This window comes from Anabaena lutea FACHB-196, from assembly GCF_014698305.1.
Lineage (GTDB): Bacteria > Cyanobacteriota > Cyanobacteriia > Cyanobacteriales > Nostocaceae > Anabaena > Anabaena lutea.
This window is the reverse complement of record NZ_JACJST010000005.1, coordinates 155,442-176,162: the sequence shown is the minus strand read 5'-3', so window position 1 is coordinate 176,162 and position 20,721 is coordinate 155,442. Positions and strand designations below refer to the sequence as shown.

Here is a 20,721-nt window from a genome sequence, read left to right as displayed (position 1 = left end):
GTATTAAAAAAGAAGTGATAGTCACATGGAGGCACGGGTACAAAAAATTATTGCTCAATGGGGTATTGCCTCACGTCGTGAAGCTGAAGAGATGATCAAGCAGTCACGAGTGCATATCAATGGAATCTTGGCACATTTAGGACAAAAAGTCGATCCCCAAGTAGATATTATTTCCATTGATGGTAAACTTGTGTCCCAAAAGCAGCGTCCAGCTTTAATTTATCTGTTGCTTCATAAACCAGCTGGAGTTGTTTCTACCTGCTACGACCCTCAGGGAAGACCTACCGTCCTGGATTTATTACCAAAAGAATTACGAGATGGTTTAGGTATTCACCCTGTTGGCCGTTTAGATGCAGAATCTACAGGAGCGTTAATTCTCACCAATGATGGAGACTTGACATTTGGCCTCACACATCCTAGTCATAGTATCTCTAAGACCTATCGTGTTTTGGTCAATGGACATCCCCCAGAAGCAGTTTTAGAGAAGTGGAGACAAGGTGTAGTCCTAGAAGGAAGAAAAACACGACCCGCCCAGGTACGTTTGATTAAACGTCTTCCTGATCAAAGCTATCTAGAAATTATTTTACAGGAGGGAAGAAACCGCCAGATTCGCCGCATAGCTGAACAATTAGGATATCCAGTTATCCAACTACAACGTACTGCTATAGGTTCAATTCAATTACAAAAGCCAAGAGCGCCATCTTTGGAGGCAGGTAACTACCGTGATCTCACACCAGACGAGATTAATTTTTTAAAACAGCAGTTAAATCACACACCTATTAAAAAGTCGGCTGAGTTAAGGAGTGCAGAAAAATCATGAAATGGCTAAAAAGGAATAGTAAACAGCTTATTAAACCTTCCATAGAGGAAAAACAATCCGAAAAATTGCAACAATTAGGCGCTCAACTTGCCTCATTGCGTCAAGAACAGGGTTTATCTCTAGACGAATTGGTAGTATTGACTAAAATTCCTCGGCGACTATTGCAGGCTATTGAAACAGGTGATTTGAAAGATTTACCAGAACCCATTTATATTCAAGGATTAATTAGGCAATTTGCTGATGCGTTGGGGATGAAGGGCGCGGAATTTGCTAGTACTTTTCCGATTGGTTACCCATCATTTAGTTTGCCAGGGACTTGGAAAGCTAAACCCATTGAACAATTGCGTCCTGTTCATCTTTATTTACTTTACATTTTTCTAATTATCTGTTCAGTGAAAAGCCTGTCTCAGCTATTAAATAATGAAGCTCTCCAAGCAAATAATAACCAACTAGAGATCCAGTCCCAAACGGAATCGGGCTTAATACCACAACAGATCCAATCCAAAGAGTTACAAGAAATTCAACTTGTTAGTGATACTTTTAGCCCTAGGACAGATATTCAAACAGTGGAAATTGGGGTCACATTGAAGTCTTCGTCTTGGATTCGTGTCATCGCTGATGGTAGAACCGAGTTTGAGGGAGTTCTACCGCAAGGATCTCACCGCAATTGGAAAGCTACTCAGCAACTCACTATTAAAACTGATAATGCTGGTGGTGTACTCATGAGTGTCAATCAACAACAAGCAAAGGAAATGGGTAAACCAGGGAAAGCAGGAGAAGTCAGGATTGCTGCTAAAGCCAAGTCCTGAGGAGTGTTGACCAAAAAGGAAGGAGGCAAAAAGGGAAAACAATCTATTTATAATTACCGCGTAAATTTGTTTTCAGCCCCTACCTTAGGGTAGGGAGTTCTCTCTTCTTCTAGACAACCCCCTTTCCTTTTGATGCACTGCTGGGCGTTGAGTATGGAGTTTTGAGAGCTAACAATTGATGACTCTTTATACTCCTTTTTCAGAACCCGTTGATCAGGAATTTCTAGGAGCGCGTCCGTAAAGTTTGGTAAGATTTCTCAAGCGATCGCACAATTCCCCACTCAAAACCCCACCCTGATAACGCCAATCCCAATTACCCTCAGCCGTACTGGGATAATTCATTCGGGCTTGATTTCCCAATCCTAAAACATCCTGTAAAGGAATAATAGCTTGATTGGCAATGGAACTCAAAGCTAATCTAATCAAATCCCAGTGTATGCCGTCAGGACTGATAGAACCCAAATAAAGCAACAAATTTTGCTTTTCGTAATCATTCGCACTATTAAACCAGCCTACAGTCGTGTCATTGTCGTGAGTGCCAGTATAAACTACAGCATTACGTGGATAATTAAACGGTAAAAACGGATTCCCAGGATCAGAACCAAAAGCAAATTGCAACACCTTCATACCGGGAAATTCAAATTGATCCCGCAGGGCTTCCACTGGTGGCGTAATAATCCCCAAATCTTCCGCCAAAATTGGTAATTTACCCAACTTCTGTTTAATAACTTCAAAAAAAGCTACCCCAGGCGCTTCAATCCATTCACCATTGATAGCTGTTTCTTCACCTTGGGGTACAGCCCAATAAGCCTCAAATCCCCGGAAGTGATCAATGCGAATTATATCCACATAATCCAGCATTGCTTCAAAGCGTTGCACCCACCACTTAAAGTCTTGTTTTTGCAACTCTTCCCATTTATAAACCGGGTTGCCCCACAATTGACCAGTAGCGCTAAAGTAATCTGGTGGGACACCAGCCATTAAAGCCGCTTTGCCAGTTTCTTCATCTAGAGCAAAAATATCAGGATTAGCCCACACATCAGCGCTATCATGAGCTACATAAATGGGGATATCACCAATAATATCTATCCCATTTTCGTTAGCATAACTTTTGAGTTCTGACCACTGACGGAAAAACTCGTATTGGATAAACTTGTAATAAAAAATCTCCTGTTCTAGCTTTTGTGTAATCTGGTCTAATGCTGCGGGTTCACGCTGCGCTAGTTCTGGTTCCCAAGTATTCCAGCTTGCACCATTGTGGGCATCTTTCAGCGCCATAAACAAGGCATAATTATCTAGCCAATAGCCTTTGGTGCGACAAAAATCAGCAAATCCTTTCTTTTGGAAATCAGTCGCATGATTTTTAAAATTATTGCAAGCTTTGATGAGCAGATTTACCTTAATGGGTATAACTTGCTCAAAATTTACCTTATCTGCCGGAAAATTTGGTAAATTACCAAAATCATCTTCAGTTAATAACCCCTCATCTACTAGCTTTTCTGGACTAATTAAAAAGTAATTTCCCGCCATTGCTGAGTAGCACATATAAGGAGAATTACCATACCCAGTCGGTCCCAAGGGTAAAACTTGCCAATATTGCTGGTAGCTATTTTTGAGAAAATCAATAAAATGATAAGCTTCTAAACCTAAATCCCCAATACCAAAGCGACTGGGGAAAGAACTGGGATGCAGCAAAATACCGCTGGATCTGGGAAAAGGCATAATTAACCTGAAATATAGGAGTCTGTAAAACACCCATCGAATTTATCACGTCATAGTCAGCGTTTACAGTTGCTGTTTATGAAGAAATAGGAACAACAGTTAAGAAATGGGAAGATTAGTAAAAATAACCATTAACAAATATGACTTACAGAAATCCTGCACCAACCGTTGATATTATTATCGAATTAATTGATAGACCTCATCGACCGATTATCTTAATTGAGCGCCATAATGAGCCTTTAGGTTGGGCGTTACCCGGTGGGTTTGTTGATTATGGGGAACCGGTGGAAGTAGCTGCACGACGGGAAGCTAAGGAAGAAATAGGCTTACAGGTGGAGTTGGTAGAGCAGTTGTTGGTATATTCTGACCCTAGTCGTGATCCTCGTCAGCATACAATTAGTATTGTGTTTTTGGCTACAGCTACGGGTGAGCCTTTAGCGGGTGATGATGCTAAGGGTGTAGGAATTTTTGAGCCTTGGTGTGTTCCTGGCAATTTGTGTTTTGATCATGACCGGATTTTGCGCGATTATTGGCAATATCGGCATTATGGGATTCGTCCGAGGTTGGGATAAGAGAAATGAACCGCAAAGGCGCGAAGGGCGCGAAGTGTCCCGTAGGGATAGGGCGCGAAGGAAGAGGGAAGAAGGAAAGAGAGTTTATACAAACCTTTGCGTTTATACTTGGTTCAGGGTATTGAATGGTGCTTTATGGACGCTGAGGAACTTTTAAAAAAATACGCGGCTGGGGAACGTAATTTTCAAAATCAAAATCTTAGAGGTGTAAACCTCAAAGGTGTGAATTTAAGTGAAACAGACCTACGTCAAGCCAACTTCAATGGAGCAGACTTAAGTGAAGCAAAACTCACAAAAGCCTATGTTGGGAAAACAAGTTTTTCCAGGGCATCTCTAATAGATGCTGATTTAACACATTTGTCTGGTGATTCAATGAATCTTAGTTGGGCAGATATCAGTGGTGCAAACTTAAGTTATGCAAATTTGAAAAATGCAAATTTGACTAGGGCAGACTTTACAAAAGCAAACTTAACTCAGGTAGAATTAACTGGTGCAGAGCTTCAAGGTGTAATTCTTCAAAAAGCTATACTTCGAGGAGCATCGTTGAGTCAATGCAATCTGTCAGATATAAATTTAGTTGAAGCTGATTTAGTTGGGGTTTATCTAGCAGAAACAAATCTCATAAACGCTAGTTTACAAGGTGCAAATTTAGAAAGAGCCTGTCTTGAAAACGCAAACTTGATGAATGCAAATCTGGACGATGCCAATCTGAAAAAGGTAAATCTAACCGGCGCGAATATTTACGGTGCAACCTTTAAAAATGCAGACCTCACAGGTGCGATAATGCCAGATGGAGAAGTTTACCAAACATCTACTGATTTAGAATTCGGTAAACAACAAGCACCATTAGAAAAAGTGATATCTATGACTCGTAAAGTAATCCGTACTGATAAAGCACCAGCACCAGTTGGACCATATAATCAAGCCATCGTCGCATCTGGACAAATGTTGTTTGTAGCTGGACAAATTGCCATTGACCCTCGACTCGGTGATGTTGTTTACACAGATGATGTAGTTAAGCAAACTGAACAGGTAATGGCTAATCTGGAAGCCATTCTGACAGCAGCTGGCGCTACTTTCCAAGATGTGGTTAAAACTGGTGTATTTTTAGCTGATATGAATGATTTTGCCGCAGTAAATGCGGTTTATGCAAAATATTTTTCCGAAGATACAGCCCCAGCGCGTGCTTGTGTTGAGGTGTCGCGTTTACCTAAAAATGTGCTGGTAGAAATTGACTGTATCGCGGTGATTAGTGGTTAAAAATGTAGAGACGTTCCATGTAACGTCTCTACAAGAGTTTCAGATCACGCATATTTAATTTTCGGAGATATCTATTCGCTAAACTTTAGCAAACCGAGGTACAGCTATATTTTCTGACTGTTCCTGAATTTCAGCACCAAAGTGCTTATCTATCAACGCCGACACTTGTGCAGCTTGAATTTTACTATAGCGAGTTTTATCTGGCATCACTAAATTTGGCCCTGCTTTACAGTTTTTCATGCAGCCGGTACCTTTAATAATTACATTATCTTCTAAACCATTATTTCTCAACTCAGATTCTAAAGCATGACACATAGCCTTACCACCGCGCTTCATACAATCTGACTTTTGACAAACTAAAATTGTTTGTGTCTTAGCTGGTTTTGGTTGGTTCTGATTCTTTAATGCAGGTTGTTTACTCATCTCCTCACGCGCAGCCATTACACGTTCTGCTTTCAGTGTCAGCTTATCCTTTTTTGCGTCATACTGTTTTGTTCCCACAACTTGCAGCCAAGTCCCTTTAGGTAAACGCAAATCAAAAGTACTCCGTAAATGCTTGGCTAACTTTACATAACATTCACCTTCAGAAGTCCACAATAATAAGGCTTTAAGCTTATATCCGTCTTTGATCACAAAATCTAAAAACCGACCTTCCAGGCAAAATTCTGTTACTTGTGTCTGAGTATATATATGCATTTTTTTGACCTCCGGTGAATGAAGAAAAGTTATTAGCCAATTAAAACTGTTGGTGACGAATACGCCAGCAATGTTCAAGAGTGCAAATCAGTTCTTGACGAGAAGCCGTGAATTGTCGAATCACGCTCCAAAGTTGAATAGCTGCTGTGGTACTGGCTATTTCTACCTGTAATGGCTGGTTAATTTCACAACCACAAGTAATATCCAACTCACGCAGACGTTGATATACTTGCCAACGATCTGCCCAATTCACCTCAACAACCTGTATTATTCCTGTTTCTGAGCTAAAAAATTTCAAGCGAATTGCCCTCAAAGTGCAACAAACTTGCAGTAAACACAACAAGTAAACTCCCTGTGCATAGGAGTTTGTAGAATTTAATTCTCTTCAATTTATAACATACTAGTGAAAATAATTTGCATTAATTTTGCAAAAATATCTCACTTCTATAATGGAGAGATATTCCTCAGGATATATGCATATTTAGCGGTATAAGTCAATGATGGTTTAGATGTATGCACCTAAATTAACCTAAATTAAATCGATTCTTAGTAGTTGACTAGAATCAAAATTGATACTCACAGCCTTGAAAATGCCAAAATCTGCAAGATTGAATAGGCTTGCCGAGATTTTTTTAAGTGTTAATATATAAAGACTTAACAGTTGAAAAATATAACTGTTTAAAAGCGAGGAGAACAATGTCTGATACTCAAATTTTGTTACAAGATTTTGGTCAAGTATATGACAATCCTGTATTACTGGATCGGAGTGTTACAACTCCAGTAGTTGAAGGATTCAATGTTGTATTAGCTAGTTTTCAAGCGCTCTACCTACAATATCAAAAACACCATTTTGTAGTTGAAGGTGCAGAATTTTACTCGCTGCATGAGTTTTTTAATACCAGCTATAAAGAAGTACAAGACCACATCCATGAAATTGGTGAACGGTTAAATGGGTTAGGTGGTGTACCTGCTGCAAGTTTTAGCAAATTAGCTGAATTATGCTGCTTTGAGCCTGAAACGGATGGCGCGTATGCAGCCCGGAAGATGCTAGAAAATGATCTAGTAGCAGAACAAGCAATAATTAGCGTAATTCGCCGTCAAGCTTCTCAGGCAGAGAGTTTAGGTGATCGTGGTACACGCTATCTTTACGAAAAAATCCTGTTAAAAACTGAAGAAAGAGCTTATCATTTGGCTCATTTCTTAGCTAAGGATAGTTTAACTTTAGGTTTTGTCCAACCTGCTCAAAACTAAAATCCACATCATCTCGATTATTATCACTTAGCATGAAGCCTAAATTAGCTTCTCAGACGATTTAATGATCAATGATGGCAGAGAGGGAAATATAGACCTTTCTGCCATTTTGATTGAATATCTGTATAAAAAATGAGATTATTTTTAGGTTAAGTTCTTTTTAAGATCAAGTAGTAATTAATAAATATTGTTATTAGCATTATCAATATTATTTTGTGGCTAAAAATGCACATAATAACAGGAGTAAATTTATTCTGGAGTTATTGAAAATTTATCTTATTAATACTTCCCCAGTATTAAGATTACTTATTTTCGTCCTTCTTCCTTTTCAGGTATGATCAGGTGTTTGGAGCTTAAGTACACAGATTTATTTATAGTAGCCTCGACTTCTAGTACCCAAAGGTGTAAGTCAACCAACCATGAAAAATTCCTGAGAAGCTTGTGGAATAAGCTTTTTTAATTTTTAATTTTTAATTTTTAATTTTTTTTAATTCAGCCCTGCGGTACTAGTCATGAGGTATTACATGACTTCTGGGACATAAAAACCTGGAAACCTTGATAATAAATGACATGATGAGGGTTAAAGACCCTTAAAATAGTCAAGATTTGTATTCTTGTCATCTAAGGTAAAAACTATGCCCCGTCGTGAAGACCTCCGAAAAATTCTCCTGTTAGGTTCAGGTCCAATTGTAATTGGCCAAGCCTGTGAATTTGACTATTCTGGAACTCAAGCCTGTAAAGCATTGCGAGAAGAAGGCTATGAAGTGGTGTTGGTTAATTCCAACCCTGCAACCATTATGACTGACCCGGAAACAGCCGATCGCACTTATATTGAGCCGCTGACACCGGAAATAGTAGAAAAAGTTATCGCTAAAGAACGTCCAGATGCCCTGTTACCAACGATGGGAGGACAAACAGCGCTCAACCTGGCTGTAGCTTTGGCGAAAAATGGCGTTTTAGATAAATACAATGTTGAGTTAATTGGTGCAAAATTACCAGCGATTGAAAAAGCCGAAGACAGAAAACTGTTTAACGAAGCAATGGCTAAGATTGGGGTGAATGTTTGTCCCAGTGGTACAGCTTCATCTTTAGAAGAATCGAAAGCGATCGCTCGCCAAATCGGTACATATCCCCTAATCATCCGTCCAGCCTTTACAATGGGTGGTACGGGTGGCGGTATCGCCTATAACAAAGAAGAATTTGAAGAAATGGCACAAGTAGGTATTGATGCCAGTCCCGTTTCTCAAATTCTCATTGACCAATCTCTACTCGGCTGGAAAGAATATGAACTAGAAGTCATGCGTGACTTAGCAGATAACGTGGTGATTATCTGTTCTATCGAAAACATTGACCCTATGGGTATTCACACTGGGGATTCAATTACCGTCGCCCCCGCCCAAACCCTCACCGATAAAGAATATCAACGCTTGCGGGATATGGCAATTAAAATTATCCGCGAGATTGGTGTAGAAACTGGCGGTTCTAATATCCAGTTTGCCGTTAATCCCGTTGATGGGGATGTGGTTGTCATTGAAATGAACCCTCGTGTATCCCGCAGTTCTGCATTGTCTTCTAAAGCTACCGGGTTTCCCATTGCCAAAATAGCGGCTAAGTTAGCTGTGGGTTACACCTTGAATGAACTGCAAAACGATATCACCAAAAAAACTCCCGCTTCCTTTGAACCGACAATTGATTATGTGGTGACAAAAGTCCCCCGTTTTGCTTTTGAAAAGTTTCCCGGTTCAGATCCTGTACTGACTACACAAATGAAGTCTGTTGGGGAAGCAATGGCTATTGGTAGAACATTTAATGAATCTTTTCAAAAAGCCTTACGTTCTCTAGAAACCGGTCGGGCTGGTTGGGGTTGTGACAAAGCCGAAAAATTACCCAGTGGAGAACAAATTCGCGCCCAGTTACGGACACCGAACCCAGATAGAATTTTCTCTGTGCGTCATGCCATGCAGCTAGGGATGACTAATGAGGAAATCTATGAACTAACGGCTATTGACCCTTGGTTTTTAGATAAATTGCAACAACTGCTAGAAGTAGAAAAATTTCTGAAGCGTACTCCCCTAAAGCAGTTGACAAAAGAGAAGATGTATGCAATTAAAAGAGATGGGTTTAGCGATCGCCAAATTGCTTATGCTACCAAAACTAATGAAGATGAAGTTCGGGCATATCGCAAACAGCTGGGGGTGATTCCTGTTTACAAAACGGTGGATACCTGCGCGGCTGAGTTTGAAGCATTAACCCCATATTACTATTCCACCTACGAAGAAGAAACGGAAGTTTTACCCACCGAAAAACCCAAGGTGATAATTTTGGGTGGTGGACCAAACCGAATTGGCCAAGGAATTGAATTTGATTATTGTTGTTGTCATGCTGCCTATGCTTTACATGGTGCGGGCTATGAGACAATTATGGTCAACTCTAACCCAGAGACAGTTTCTACAGATTACGATACAAGCGATCGCTTGTATTTTGAACCCTTAACCAAAGAAGATGTTCTCAACATCATTGATACGGAAAATCCGGTGGGGATAATTGTCCAGTTTGGGGGACAAACACCATTAAAATTAGCAGTTCCGTTGCAGCAATATTTAGAGCAACTAGCGAGTGGTGATATTTACCAATGTCCTGTTCCTAGTCCTGATTTCCCCATTCCCAAAATTTGGGGTACATCTCCTGATTCTATCGACATGGCAGAAAACCGCGAACGGTTTGAAAAAATTCTCAATAAATTGAATATTGCTCAACCGCCTAATGGTATGGCCAGAAGTTACGAAGATGCGTTGATTGTTGCTAAACGTATTGGTTATCCTGTGGTTGTGCGTCCTAGCTATGTGTTAGGGGGAAGGGCGATGGAAATCGTCTATTCTGATGCAGAGTTAGAACGTTACATGACTTTTGCGGTGTTGGTAGAACCAGAACATCCAATTTTGATTGATAAGTTCTTAGAAAATGCCATTGAAGTAGATGTAGATGCGATCGCTGACCATACTGGCAGAGTCGTAATTGGTGGCATCATGGAACACATCGAACAAGCGGGTATTCACTCAGGCGATTCGGCTTGTTCCTTACCTTCTATTTCTCTATCTCCAGCAGTGCTAAATCAAATTCGCACTTGGACGGTGCAACTGGCACAGGAGTTATCTGTTGTCGGTTTGATGAATATTCAATTTGCGGTCGTGGGTGCAAATAGTTATTCTCCCCAAGTTTACATTTTGGAAGCTAACCCCAGAGCATCCCGTACAGTTCCTTTTGTTTCTAAAGCAACGGGGATACAACTGGCAAAACTTGCATCCTTAATTATGTCGGGTAAAACCTTAGAGGAGTTGAACTTTACCCAAGAAGTTATTCCCTCTCATATTGCGGTTAAAGAAGCCGTATTGCCTTTTAATAAATTCCCTGGTACAGATACCATTTTGGGGCCGGAAATGCGCTCAACTGGTGAAGTGATGGGCATCGATAGCGACTTTGGCCGCGCCTTTGCTAAGGCAGAATTAGCTGCTGGTGAACGCTTACCTCTCAAAGGTACTGTATTTGTGTCCATGAGCGATCGCGACAAATCCGCAGCGGTAGATGTAGTCAGAGAGTTTATAACTTTAGGCTTTACCGTTATGGCTACTCAAGGTACACGCCAAGTCCTTCAAGAACAAGGGTTAGAAATTCAGTCAGTACTCAAACTCCATGAAGGTCGTCCCAATGTCCTCGATGCTATCAAAAACCAAAAAATCCAACTGATCATCAATACGCCTTCTGGAGAAGAAGCCCATACTGATGCGAGATTAATTCGCCGCACAGCTTTAGCTTACAAAATTCCCATCATTACCACAATCGCCGGGGCAAAAGCCACAGTTGCAGCTATCCGTTCTCTGCAAAATACCACTTTAGACGTAAAAGTCATTCAGGAATACTGCCCCATTAGTCAGTAGATAGGGTGATGAGATGATGGGATGATGGGGAGACACGGGGACGCGGAGACAGGGGGACGCAGGGACGCGGAGACACGGGGACGCGGGGACACGGAGAAAATGAAGAATAACTTAATAATCCCCAATTTCCAATACCCAATTCCTAATCCCCAATACCCAATTCCTAATCCCCAATTCCCAATCCCAAAACATTAAGCAATTATTATGGGAGAACAATTATAGTTATCATTGAGATATTTTAACAAATATGAGAAAGCAACTTTATGGGGTAGAAAATTGCTGCAAGTGCCTTCAAATCTAGGCTTTTGAGTAAAATTACTGCAATAAGCGACTTTAAAAAGCCACGAAATTACTGGTTTCTCGGTAGTCAAATTCTTCTCATAAATGTTACAATTGTTAATAATCTAAATAAAACCAAAAATGTTCTACTTGTTACCTTATATCTAACTCCAGGTACTTGTGATTACGAGGAAGTAACTGTAACGTCTAGCAGTTAATGGCCTCATTTGACTCAATATGAGCAGCCGAGTTTATCGAGCGTGTAAGTCGCAAACCTTAGCATGGTTTCCCAGCTTGACTGGATAGCACCCTAAGAAGGCATTTATAAATCAATGACCCTACTAGCAAACCCGTCATCACCAAAGAGTAGCGCCATGAAGACCGCTCAGACAGCCACAGACCTTGTGCGGACTTACCTGCGGGAGATTGGCCGTGTGCCACTTCTCACCCACGAAGAAGAGATTTGTTATGGTAAACAGGTGCAACGATCTACCAGCTTAAATGAAGTAAGAGAAAACCTTGCTCTCCAGTTAGATCGTGAACCGACTTTAGAAGAATGGGCTCAAGCAACAAAACTAGAACCAGCAGAGTTAAACGAATTAATCGCTGATGGTGAAATCGCCAAGCGTAAGATGGTAGAAGCCAATTTGCGGCTGGTTGTGTCTGTTGCCAAAAAGTACATTAAGCGCAATGTCGATTTACTCGACTTGATTCAAGAAGGCAGCATTGGGATGCAACGTGGGGTAGAAAAATTTGACCCTACCAAAGGTTATAGATTTTCTACTTATGCCTATTGGTGGATACGTCAAGCCATAACTCGTGCGATCGCCGAAAAAGCACGCACTATTCGCTTGCCTATTCATATTACTGAAAAATTAAATAAAATTAAAAAAGCTCAACGCCAATTGTCACAAAAACTGGGACGTGCGCCTACAGCTACAGAATTAGCTCAAGAATTAGAACTGACACCTAAACAGGTGCGAGAGTGCCTAGAAAAAGCTCGTCTACCTTTATCTCTAGATTTGCGACTAGGGGATAATTACGACACCGAACTCGGAGAAATGTTAGAAGATACAGGCGCATCTCCAGAAGATTTTGTCATGCAATCTTCCTTATCTTATGACTTAGAGCGTTTAATGGCAGAACTCACCCCACAACAGAAGGAAGTGATTAAGCTGCGCTTTGGGTTAATCGACGGACAAGCCTTGACTCTCGCCAAAATAGGTGAACTTCTCAATATCAGCAGAGAAAGAGTTCGGCAAATTGAACGCGAAGCCTTAACAAAACTTCGCAAGTCTAAAACCAATATCAATGAGTATCTTGCTAGTTAGGGGATTGGGGACTGGGGAGATGGGGAGATGGAAAGATGGGGAGATCGGGAGAATCATCTTCTAACTCTTGCCTATTCACTGTTCCCTATTACCTATTCCCTATTAACTCTTGCCTATTACCTAACGGCAGGCTACCGCCAACACCCATCACCTATTCGCAAAATTACCACGCTTTTGGTACGGTTAAACCGACTCCCTGGAAAGGAAAAACCTGTTAGATTGGTTGACATGAATATATAATTGTCAGTTAAATCCAATACAACATAGTTTATTGATTATTCCAGTCACAAATACCGCAATTAATAGTGGTAATCAAGGAGATAAATCGTGAATAACCAACCAAAACGAGTCTCAGAATTTTTTGATAGTGAGTCCGAAACCAGCAATTTACTATGGCAGTATGTTAAATCATTGAGTCCAGAAACAGTTAACCAACTATCTAAACCCACTTCCCCTGAAGTTTTTCAGGTGATGGAACGAAATATTATGGGACTTTTGGGCAACCTGCCTCCTGAACACTTTGGTGTCACTATTACCACCAGTCGGGAAAACTTAGGTCGGCTACTAGCCTCTGCTATGGTTAGCGGTTACTTTTTGCGTAACGCTGAACAGAGAATGAGTTTTGATACAGCTTTGCAAGGAACTGAAATCAATAGCAGTGATGTTGCTGACTAAAGTAATTAATTAACGCCAGTTAAATAAATTCTGTACCCAAATTTGTTATCTCAATAGCAGGATTTTATTAATTGGTGTTTTTTTTAATTTAATAAATGTTAAAATTTTGTATTGCAAATTTACTAAAAGTGCAAACTCGACATAAAGAAAATTAGTCTGTCGAGTTTTTTATTAGTTATTAATTATTTAATTTTACTGAATTCCATGAATGAAATATCTACAGTACCTCATAAAATTATTGGTGTTGCTGTTATTTGGAACAACCAAGAGCAAATTTTAATTGATCGTCGTCGTCCTGGAGGGACAATGGGTGGTTTATGGGAATTTCCTGGGGGCAAAATTGAGCTTGGTGAAACTATCGAAGAGTGTATTCAAAGAGAAATTTATGAAGAACTGGGTATAGAAATTAAAGTTGGAGAACATCTTATTACTATTGATCATACTTATAAAGATTTGCGAGTTACTTTGACTGTGCATCACTGTTACCATTTAACAGGCATTCCCCAAGCTATAGAATGTGATGAAATCCGTTGGGTAAGTTTAGATGAGTTAGATAGTTTTACTTTTCCGGAAGCGAATGTAGAAATTATTGCTGCTTTGCAAAAGAGTCAAAATTATACTTTTTAGAATATTTGTTAAACTAAGGCTTAAAATAAATATATTCCCAACAGGTAAAAATTGATTCACCTGACTAAAGGAAAACCCATCATGATCACCACTGCCCAAGACTATCAGATCACTTGGGAAAAGCTACCCAATGATTATATTCTCCCAGATGAACCAGTGGACAACATCAATCAACCAAGCCTAGCAGCAGCACTCACAGAAAGTCTGGAGAATTTGGTGAAAATACATAGGAAGAAATCAGCTAATTTATGGGAATGGTTAGGGTTGATTAAAAATTTGGGATTTGATGGGATGATGGCATTATTTAAAGTTTTGATTCAGGAAAGAAGACGGTTGTTTATGAGATAAAAAATAAATTAAATATTATAAACCTGAATTGCATTTACGAGGTTGTTTATAAGCATAAGATAACAATTGTTCAGGAGTCATACCCAAACTTTTAGCTGCGGAAATTGCTAGAAGATTAGCACGGGAATCTTGGCAATTTTCTACTGCATCGGCAATTTTACTTAATATAGATACTTCGCTTTCTTGGTTGATGCGATCGCTCTGAGCTTTAGCCAAATCTCTTTGTGCTTGAGCATAGGTTTTTTCTGGTGAATCAAATTGTACTACTACACCCATCACTGCTTCTGGATTCAGACTACCATTATTATTAGGAGTTAGTCTGACAATACCAAAAGCACATACTCCTCCACAATTAGGATAAGTAAGAGTGCTAGAACCAGAGTTATTAAATTGTACAATTCCTGTTTGTTGAGGAACTGAAATTGATGATGTGGGTGAAATTTCCGAGTTATTTACAGGAGTAGAATTATTGACGGTTCCAGTATTGCCATCTGTAGGATTAACGTCATCACCACCAGCCAAAACTATTTGAGGCAATAAGGAAAATATGATAAAAGTAAATGAAAAAATAGGAGTGTAAAATAAATACCTCATCAGATATTCTCCTTAATATTATTAAACTAGATAAAACCCCGCTATGAGTAAAAAAGCGGGGTAGATATTAAAATCAAGATGCTAATTGATAAAAATTATGGTTGAGATCCAGGTGCATTACCATTAACAACTGCACTTGCTACCCAGTTATTAGTTCCTGCAATACGATACCAGCGACGATCAGGTCTACCTAACCAAATATCTGTAACAGCATCACCATAAGTCCAAGCATCAAAGTTGATCCTTTGGTTAGGTGCGATACGTCCAACGATACTCGCGGATAGAGAAGGAGCAGAACGAATATTCACACCTTGAGGAGCAGCAGTAGCAGTGAAGTTAACTAATCTGATATTGCTGCTGGGTGGAGGTGTTGCAGTTCTACCATTTTGTGAAGTAACTTGTTGATTAAGACGTAAATCACCTATTCTGTAACCATCTACAACTGAATTGACGCTAGGGAAACCAACATGAAGATGCTGACCATAAGATATTGCACAATTGGGATCTTTTGGTAGATCGGCAGCTACTACACCTATTTGTTCGCCTTTTTTAAAGGCTCTACCATTAAATATACCTGATGTTTTTACGTGTATCAATGAGTAATCACCTTGTGAAGAGCTAAAAAGAATAGCATGGTGGTCTCTATTTACTCCAGTTGCACAAACTCTTTTTACTGTAGAATCAATTGGTGCTAGTACGGGTTCACCTGCTCTCAAACCAAAATCCATAGCATTCGGTATCCATCCATCTTTATGTACCGTTTGAGTAACGGGAAAGGTTTTACCACCTCCCCAGGGCATACTCATTTGTGCCATAGCTGGTGCAGGTATAGTTGAAACAGCAGCAGTAGCAGAGATCAATCCTGCTATTAATTGTGATCCTGTGGGTCCCATTTTAAATGTCTCCAATAATTCCGTGGCTAGAGGTGTTTCCTTTTTGTCTTGGCTTGATTGCCTCAACAACACCATAAAAACACTAATGTCAGCATATTGGGACGCAATTAACGACACTAAGTAAAGTTCGTGAGTAATCGTGAGTAATAATTATGAAACCTATGTCACAATTAGTTTTGGCGATGTATTAAAAAAATCCGAACTTAAAGAGATCGCTCTTAACTTCGTTAAATTCGTCTGTTTCAGGTGACACTATGGGAACACAGAGAAAACGCGGCTGTAAATTGACAGAAATTGGATATTGTAAATTAATTACTACTCTGACTACCAAAGAAATTAAACGGCGTAATTGGGCAAGTTGGATACAAGAACAAACAGAAAAAATAGGGGAAGATATAGGAGATGATACAATTCGTAAAATTTTAAATAAGGAAAGTGTTGATGAAACTTCGATTAAATCTGTATTTAATGCGTTAGAACTATTATATCAGTCTAATACAGATATCATTTTGCCTGAAAAATGCTCAGATGTAACAATACCGCAATCTACAATAACATTATCAGTTTCTTACCAAAATCTTCCACGTCCTGACTATCAAAGTTTTATTGGCAGAGAAGCAGAAATTAAAGAATTATTAACATACCTAGCTATACCTAATAATATTATCGGTGTACACAGTATTAGTGGCACTGGTAAAACCACATTGGTATTAGAAGCTGCTTATCGTTGTTTAGAAGCTGCAAAATCTGGTACAAAAAATCAGGGTTTACCAATATTTGAGGCTATTATTTTTACTTCTGCTAAACAACAGCGTTTTCATGGTAAAGGTTTATCACAATGTTTACAACGAGCTAGTAAAAAAGAGGATATTGTTAAAAAAATTGCCGAAGTTATCAACGCTTCTGAAATTAATAATATTGTAGATTTTGAAGAAAAGGTATTTGAAGTTTACAAGAGATTAGAAAATCTCTCTACTTTATTAATTATAGATAATTTGGAAACTCTAGAAGATAAGGAAGATATTGATTCATTATTATATGAACTTCCTCCTTCTGTGACAATTGTTATTACTTCTCGTGAACAGACATTATTACAAAATGTGATTCATCTAAAACCTTTAAAAGAAAAAGATACTTCAGAATTCATTGAATCTAAAGCTAAAGAATTAAAAATTACACTTAGCGATCAAGAAAAAACAACAATTTATGAAACTACAGGAGGAATGCCAGGAGCTATTATGTATGCTCTAGGTTTAGTCAGATGTCATTATGATATAAATGTGGTATTAAGTCAATTAAAACAACCAGATCAAGATATTAATAAATTTTGGTTTGAAGCTCATTTACAACAAATCAGAAATCAACCAGCCTACTATTTATTAATGGCTTTAGCTATGTTTCCCAAATCTGCTAATTTCGCAGCAATTATTCATGTAGGTTTACCAGAAACAGACACATCTATTATATCAGATGGTTTAGCAATTTTGCAACAATTACTGTTAATAAATAAGGAAGATGAACGCTTTGTAATTTCTTTACCTTTAACTCGTAGTTATGTATTTGGAGAATTAGAAAATAATCCTGAATTTGAAACACAAGCTAGAGAAAGATGGATTAATTGGTATTTAGAATACTCTCATAAATATGGTAGACAAGATGAAAAAGAATGGAATGAATATAAATATTTAGAGGAAGAGTGGGAAAACCTACAAGATGTGATTGAATGGTGTATTGAGCAAGATAGGTATAACAAATTTTTACAATTGTGGAGAAATATTAATGGTTATTCCCATGCTAAAGGATATTATGAGAGCGATCGCACAACCGCTTGGCAAAATAGATTAAGTTGGATAAACTGGCTAATTGACACAGCTAGACAACAAAAAAAATGGGATGATTTAGCAGAATTGATATTTGATAAAGCTCGCACTGTAACCCTCATGGGTAATAATTTAAAACAAGCAAAATCCCTATTTGCGGAAGTTTGGAAATTGAGTAGAAATTTAGATAAAAATATAGACTTTCAACTACAAATAGTCAGTCATATAGTTTATTTACGATGGAAAGAATTAAAAGTATATCAAGCTAATTTATGGCTAAAATTGAGTGAAAAACTCATGCAAAATGCTAACTTTACAGAAACCACAGCTAACCGTCATCAGTTTTATATATTTTATTTTAGGGGTAAAATATCTGAATATCATCAAAATTATGATAGAGCAATTACATATTATCATCAAGCTCTAAATTTAGCGGAAGCTCTGAATTGGCAAAGAGCAATTAGCATAGTTAAAAATTGGTTAGGTGATGTTAAAGTTCAACAAGGTAATTTTTCAGAAGCCAAACTAATATTAGATGAATGTTTAGATATAGCTGAGAAAAATAATGATAAATGTCGTGCTGCCTTTTGTAAAGAATCTTTAGCTTTTTTAGCCGAGAAAAATGGTAATTTACCAGCAGCTAGAGAACTAGCAGAATTAGCTCATAAAGATTTTGTTAGTTTAGGAATGTTAACAGAAGCCGCAGAAACACAGGCTTTTATTCAAAGAATAAAATAACCTTTATCACCAAAATGGATAGGGGTTTAGCAATGCTAAACCCCTACGGAAATTAATAAAATTTAGGATTCAATCAACCGCATTTGAGCAAATGCCAAGGTAAAATATCTATGACATCTGCTTGAATATTAAGAGGGTGAATTTGTTTTTGTTTCTTAGGTAATTCACAACGAGCAGGGTTTGTGAATTCAAGATTAACTGCGGCTAAAAAATCTCTGCCAAAATGTTTTTCAAACAGTAGCTTGGTTTCCGCAAAAGCAGCTAACCAATTTTTTTCATCTGCTTCATCTAAAATACCAAAATAAGGATTATGATCCAGGAAGTGGCCAAATAGCATTTGACAGTCTTGACGATATTTAGCATTATCCGCAAAATGATGCTCCCAGACAAGATCAATTTCTTCTGTAGGTACGATGTTTTGATCTGGATAGAGATAATGTAATAAGAGGAACATCTTGTAGTGAGCGATCGCCTGAACAGTCTTTTCTTGTGTCCATCTGATAGCTTTTTTCGGATGTGTTAGCAAAAAAGCAGTTGGTTGTAAATCTAACAACCGTAATTTTTGGATCATGTCTAACTCTTGAGACTGTGCGGACATGATATAGTCAGCGATCGCTTCATTATGAATCACTTGCGCGTCAATCTCTGGTAAAATCGCTCTACATGAAACATTGGAGCGAATGTTTGGGGGGACAATTGGATCGTCGTCATCCTCACCACTGTTATCTATTGCAGTCTTAACACTAGGATTGTTTAAACCTAATACGGATGGTGTTGACGCAGACCGGATTGTGCCACCAAGTCCAGAAGGTAGAGTTTCTAATGTAGATTTCATATTTCGTTTCTCCATGAAATGAATTTGTCTAGAGGAGAAGCGAATTGGCCAATTGCTTGTCTCTGTACCTATATTGAGGTGTTTAAAAGGCAACATAAACCCAACAATCCCAACACAAGTTGGGGAATTTGGAAATATATCCCCACCCCCTTGACTCCCACTTATAAACTCCAGCTATTACTGAATCTGAAGACTGATTGCTAATATGACAAATACCTCAAACCAATTTTGCCCAGAGTGTCAAGATGCTGAAAATTCTCAGAAAATAGATATTAAGTGTATTTTAGACAAGCTAGAATCTGAAAAAAAATATACACTTTCACCAGGGGAACTTCGTTACCTCTGTTTATGTTTAACTTTGTGTAGTCGTTATGAAATAGCATTTAGACTTGAGAATGGTCGAAAACCAACAATTGAACAAATAAAGAATAAAGAGGAAAAAATTGTACAAAAAGCCAAAAATCTTAGTTCGGAAATGTCAAACAAAGTACATCTTTACATTAAACAATTCATGGGAATAAGCGAAGATAGAAAGCGCATACCTCCTTGGTCAAGTGTCCTCTCATTTTTTAAAAATAAGGGATGTGAATGTAATAAAAATAAGTCATTACATCAACCTCTATCAAACAAGTTTCTATTTATCATGGAGATCGAAGGTTTCAGGTCTAAAGAGGAAATCATTAATAGTTTAAACAAAATTGGTATTCGTTCAAATATCACAATGATTAGGAGAGTTGAAAATGAATGATAAAATAAGCAAAGAAGATTCAGAAAAAATGGCAGATAGTACCTTGTTTGTCTTTGAAGGATCTGAAGATGATTTTTATCAACTAATGAGTCTCTTTGAAGAAGAAAAGCTGAGTGAAAAACTTGGTGTTACAGTTTTAGATTTAGGAAGAATTACCGAATCACAACTGGTTACTCAGCCAACAGTCAATTTGAGTCAATCTATAGTTGAACCTCAACTGGTTGCTCAATCAATAGCAAATTCGCGTGAATCTATAAATTTACAGGAGAATACCATGAATTATAAAGACTCTATCATGCTACGCTTTGAATCTCCAGATGTATGGAAATTCGCTGATAGAAATCTGCAAAATTCATCTGAATTTGAATTATTTGGTCAGCTTTATAATGCTATATATGAGCAATTGCAAATTGCGGGTCTACATAAGTTACTAATAAAATTACAACAACAGCTATCGGAAAAAACCAAATCATCGTTTCTAGATGTTTTAGAATTACGAATTGAGGAAGATCAAGAATTTGCCAAGAAACTGATAGTATTATTTGACCAGCTTGAAGCAGTTGGCTTAATTCAGAAATTACCTTCAGCATCTACAACAGTTTATAATACGGAAGTCAATTTCCTGAAAAATACTACATTTGCGGGAGACAATGTTACTATTAGTGGTAATAATTTTATAGGTATAAAAAAGGATGATTATGAATAATCTCAATGTGATATAGTCATAAAAGGGTGTTTTAAAAGTCTAAATCCATACTTCTTGTGATT

At 38.3% G+C, this 20,721-nt stretch carries 19 protein-coding genes and 1 pseudogene; 14 read left to right on the top strand and 6 right to left on the bottom strand.

Annotation, left to right across the window (positions count from 1 at the left end):
- The first annotated feature begins 25 nt into the window (after window positions 1-25).
- Both H6G59_RS07800 and H6G59_RS07795 read left to right on the top strand, forming a co-directional pair.
- Window positions 26-820 (top strand): pseudouridine synthase, encoded by a 795-nt coding sequence (locus H6G59_RS07800; RefSeq protein ID WP_190713068.1) that lies wholly within the window; start codon window positions 26-28, stop codon window positions 818-820.
- Window positions 817-1,629, top strand: a complete 813-nt coding sequence (locus H6G59_RS07795; protein WP_190713065.1) for a helix-turn-helix domain-containing protein — start codon at window positions 817-819, stop codon at window positions 1,627-1,629. Before H6G59_RS07800 ends, H6G59_RS07795 begins: the two co-directional genes overlap by 4 nt.
- Window positions 1,630-1,842: 213 nt before the next feature.
- Here the strand turns inward: H6G59_RS07795 and malQ are convergent, their stop codons facing one another.
- Window positions 1,843-3,351 carry a 4-alpha-glucanotransferase gene (malQ, locus tag H6G59_RS07790; RefSeq protein WP_190713063.1) on the bottom strand — a complete coding sequence of 503 codons (1,509 nt, stop codon included), beginning with the start codon at window positions 3,349-3,351 and terminating at the stop codon, window positions 1,843-1,845.
- Window positions 3,352-3,491: 140 nt separating this feature from the next.
- Between malQ and H6G59_RS07785 the strand changes: the two genes are divergently transcribed.
- Together H6G59_RS07785 and H6G59_RS07780 are read left to right on the top strand one after the other, a co-directional pair.
- Complete coding sequence (locus H6G59_RS07785) at window positions 3,492-3,923, top strand: NUDIX domain-containing protein (RefSeq protein ID WP_190713061.1); 432 nt, start codon at window positions 3,492-3,494, stop codon at window positions 3,921-3,923.
- Between the two features lie 135 nt (window positions 3,924-4,058).
- Window positions 4,059-5,183: a Rid family detoxifying hydrolase gene (locus H6G59_RS07780; protein ID WP_190713059.1), complete on the top strand. Its 1,125-nt coding sequence runs from the start codon at window positions 4,059-4,061 to the stop codon at window positions 5,181-5,183.
- A 78-nt stretch (window positions 5,184-5,261) separates the two neighbouring features.
- Here H6G59_RS07780 and H6G59_RS07775 read toward each other — a convergent pair whose 3' ends face one another.
- Entirely contained in the window at window positions 5,262-5,879 is a 618-nt protein-coding gene (locus H6G59_RS07775; RefSeq protein WP_190713057.1) for a (2Fe-2S) ferredoxin domain-containing protein, read from the bottom strand.
- 40 nt (window positions 5,880-5,919) lie between these two features.
- A complete protein-coding gene (locus H6G59_RS07770; RefSeq protein ID WP_190713055.1) occupies window positions 5,920-6,177 on the bottom strand; it encodes an Asr1405/Asl0597 family protein in 258 nt (85 codons plus the stop codon).
- Between the two features lie 398 nt (window positions 6,178-6,575).
- On the opposite strand from H6G59_RS07770, the gene dpsA reads away from it, so the two are divergent.
- From dpsA to H6G59_RS07735, 7 genes and pseudogenes are all read left to right on the top strand, one after another.
- The gene (gene dpsA / locus H6G59_RS07765; protein ID WP_071188235.1) at window positions 6,576-7,130 is read left to right on the top strand and encodes a DNA starvation/stress protection protein DpsA; all 555 of its coding nucleotides are present in this window, start codon (window positions 6,576-6,578) and stop codon (window positions 7,128-7,130) included.
- A 635-nt stretch (window positions 7,131-7,765) separates the two neighbouring features.
- Entirely contained in the window at window positions 7,766-11,065 is a 3,300-nt protein-coding gene (gene carB, locus H6G59_RS07760; protein ID WP_190713052.1) for a carbamoyl-phosphate synthase large subunit, read from the top strand.
- Window positions 11,066-11,718: 653 nt separating this feature from the next.
- Entirely contained in the window at window positions 11,719-12,675 is a 957-nt protein-coding gene (locus tag H6G59_RS07755; protein ID WP_190713049.1) for an RNA polymerase sigma factor, RpoD/SigA family, read from the top strand.
- Between the two features lie 27 nt (window positions 12,676-12,702).
- Complete coding sequence (locus H6G59_RS07750; RefSeq protein ID WP_190713047.1) at window positions 12,703-12,915, top strand: hypothetical protein; 213 nt, start codon at window positions 12,703-12,705, stop codon at window positions 12,913-12,915.
- An 87-nt stretch (window positions 12,916-13,002) separates the two neighbouring features.
- Window positions 13,003-13,350, top strand: a complete 348-nt coding sequence (locus tag H6G59_RS07745; RefSeq protein WP_190713044.1) for a DUF760 domain-containing protein — start codon at window positions 13,003-13,005, stop codon at window positions 13,348-13,350.
- A gap of 204 nt (window positions 13,351-13,554) precedes the next feature.
- Window positions 13,555-13,977: an 8-oxo-dGTP diphosphatase MutT gene (gene mutT / locus H6G59_RS07740; RefSeq protein WP_190713041.1), complete on the top strand. Its 423-nt coding sequence runs from the start codon at window positions 13,555-13,557 to the stop codon at window positions 13,975-13,977.
- A gap of 81 nt (window positions 13,978-14,058) precedes the next feature.
- A pseudogene (locus H6G59_RS07735) lies at window positions 14,059-14,187 on the top strand (Uma2 family endonuclease); the annotation flags it as partial.
- A gap of 153 nt (window positions 14,188-14,340) precedes the next feature.
- Here the strand turns inward: H6G59_RS07735 and H6G59_RS07730 are convergent.
- Window positions 14,341-14,919, bottom strand: coding sequence for a hypothetical protein (locus H6G59_RS07730; protein WP_190713039.1), 579 nt, complete (start codon window positions 14,917-14,919; stop codon window positions 14,341-14,343).
- A 95-nt stretch (window positions 14,920-15,014) separates the two neighbouring features.
- The gene (locus tag H6G59_RS07725; protein ID WP_190713037.1) at window positions 15,015-15,812 is read right to left on the bottom strand and encodes an SH3 domain-containing protein; all 798 of its coding nucleotides are present in this window, start codon (window positions 15,810-15,812) and stop codon (window positions 15,015-15,017) included.
- 254 nt (window positions 15,813-16,066) lie between these two features.
- Here H6G59_RS07725 and H6G59_RS07720 point away from each other — a divergent pair, with 254 nt between their 5' ends.
- Window positions 16,067-18,370: an NB-ARC domain-containing protein gene (locus tag H6G59_RS07720; protein WP_190713034.1), complete on the top strand. Its 2,304-nt coding sequence runs from the start codon at window positions 16,067-16,069 to the stop codon at window positions 18,368-18,370.
- Window positions 18,371-18,443: 73 nt separating this feature from the next.
- On the opposite strand, the gene H6G59_RS07715 is transcribed toward H6G59_RS07720, so the two are convergent.
- Complete coding sequence (locus H6G59_RS07715) at window positions 18,444-19,205, bottom strand: glycine-rich domain-containing protein (RefSeq protein ID WP_190713032.1); 762 nt, start codon at window positions 19,203-19,205, stop codon at window positions 18,444-18,446.
- A 205-nt stretch (window positions 19,206-19,410) separates the two neighbouring features.
- Between H6G59_RS07715 and H6G59_RS07710 the strand changes: the two genes are divergently transcribed.
- Window positions 19,411-19,953, top strand: coding sequence for a hypothetical protein (locus H6G59_RS07710; RefSeq protein ID WP_190713030.1), 543 nt, complete (start codon window positions 19,411-19,413; stop codon window positions 19,951-19,953).
- The gene (locus tag H6G59_RS07705; RefSeq protein WP_190713028.1) at window positions 19,946-20,659 is read left to right on the top strand and encodes a hypothetical protein; all 714 of its coding nucleotides are present in this window, start codon (window positions 19,946-19,948) and stop codon (window positions 20,657-20,659) included. The genes H6G59_RS07710 and H6G59_RS07705 overlap by 8 nt, the downstream gene beginning before the upstream one ends.
- The last annotated feature ends 62 nt before the right edge of the window (window positions 20,660-20,721 follow it).

Bases quoted from the DNA above. Each gene is read 5' to 3' on its own strand.
- H6G59_RS07725 (WP_190713037.1), bottom strand. From the start codon at position 15,812: ATGGGACCCACAGGATCACAATTAATAGCAGGATTGATCTCTGCTACT.
- H6G59_RS07795 (WP_190713065.1), top strand. From the start codon at position 817: ATGAAATGGCTAAAAAGGAATAGTAAACAGCTTATTAAACCTTCCATA.
- H6G59_RS07755 (WP_190713049.1), top strand. From the start codon at position 11,719: ATGAAGACCGCTCAGACAGCCACAGACCTTGTGCGGACTTACCTGCGG.
- H6G59_RS07800 (WP_190713068.1), top strand. From the start codon at position 26: ATGGAGGCACGGGTACAAAAAATTATTGCTCAATGGGGTATTGCCTCA.
- carB (WP_190713052.1), top strand. From the start codon at position 7,766: ATGCCCCGTCGTGAAGACCTCCGAAAAATTCTCCTGTTAGGTTCAGGT.
- H6G59_RS07780 (WP_190713059.1), top strand. From the start codon at position 4,059: ATGGACGCTGAGGAACTTTTAAAAAAATACGCGGCTGGGGAACGTAAT.
- H6G59_RS07785 (WP_190713061.1), top strand. From the start codon at position 3,492: ATGACTTACAGAAATCCTGCACCAACCGTTGATATTATTATCGAATTA.
- H6G59_RS07705 (WP_190713028.1), top strand. From the start codon at position 19,946: ATGAATGATAAAATAAGCAAAGAAGATTCAGAAAAAATGGCAGATAGT.
- H6G59_RS07775 (WP_190713057.1), bottom strand. From the start codon at position 5,879: ATGCATATATATACTCAGACACAAGTAACAGAATTTTGCCTGGAAGGT.
- H6G59_RS07750 (WP_190713047.1), top strand. From the start codon at position 12,703: ATGGAAAGATGGGGAGATCGGGAGAATCATCTTCTAACTCTTGCCTAT.
- H6G59_RS07720 (WP_190713034.1), top strand. From the start codon at position 16,067: ATGGGAACACAGAGAAAACGCGGCTGTAAATTGACAGAAATTGGATAT.
- H6G59_RS07715 (WP_190713032.1), bottom strand. From the start codon at position 19,205: ATGAAATCTACATTAGAAACTCTACCTTCTGGACTTGGTGGCACAATC.
- dpsA (WP_071188235.1), top strand. From the start codon at position 6,576: ATGTCTGATACTCAAATTTTGTTACAAGATTTTGGTCAAGTATATGAC.
- H6G59_RS07730 (WP_190713039.1), bottom strand. From the start codon at position 14,919: ATGAGGTATTTATTTTACACTCCTATTTTTTCATTTACTTTTATCATA.
- malQ (WP_190713063.1), bottom strand. From the start codon at position 3,351: ATGCCTTTTCCCAGATCCAGCGGTATTTTGCTGCATCCCAGTTCTTTC.
- mutT (WP_190713041.1), top strand. From the start codon at position 13,555: ATGAATGAAATATCTACAGTACCTCATAAAATTATTGGTGTTGCTGTT.
- H6G59_RS07710 (WP_190713030.1), top strand. From the start codon at position 19,411: ATGACAAATACCTCAAACCAATTTTGCCCAGAGTGTCAAGATGCTGAA.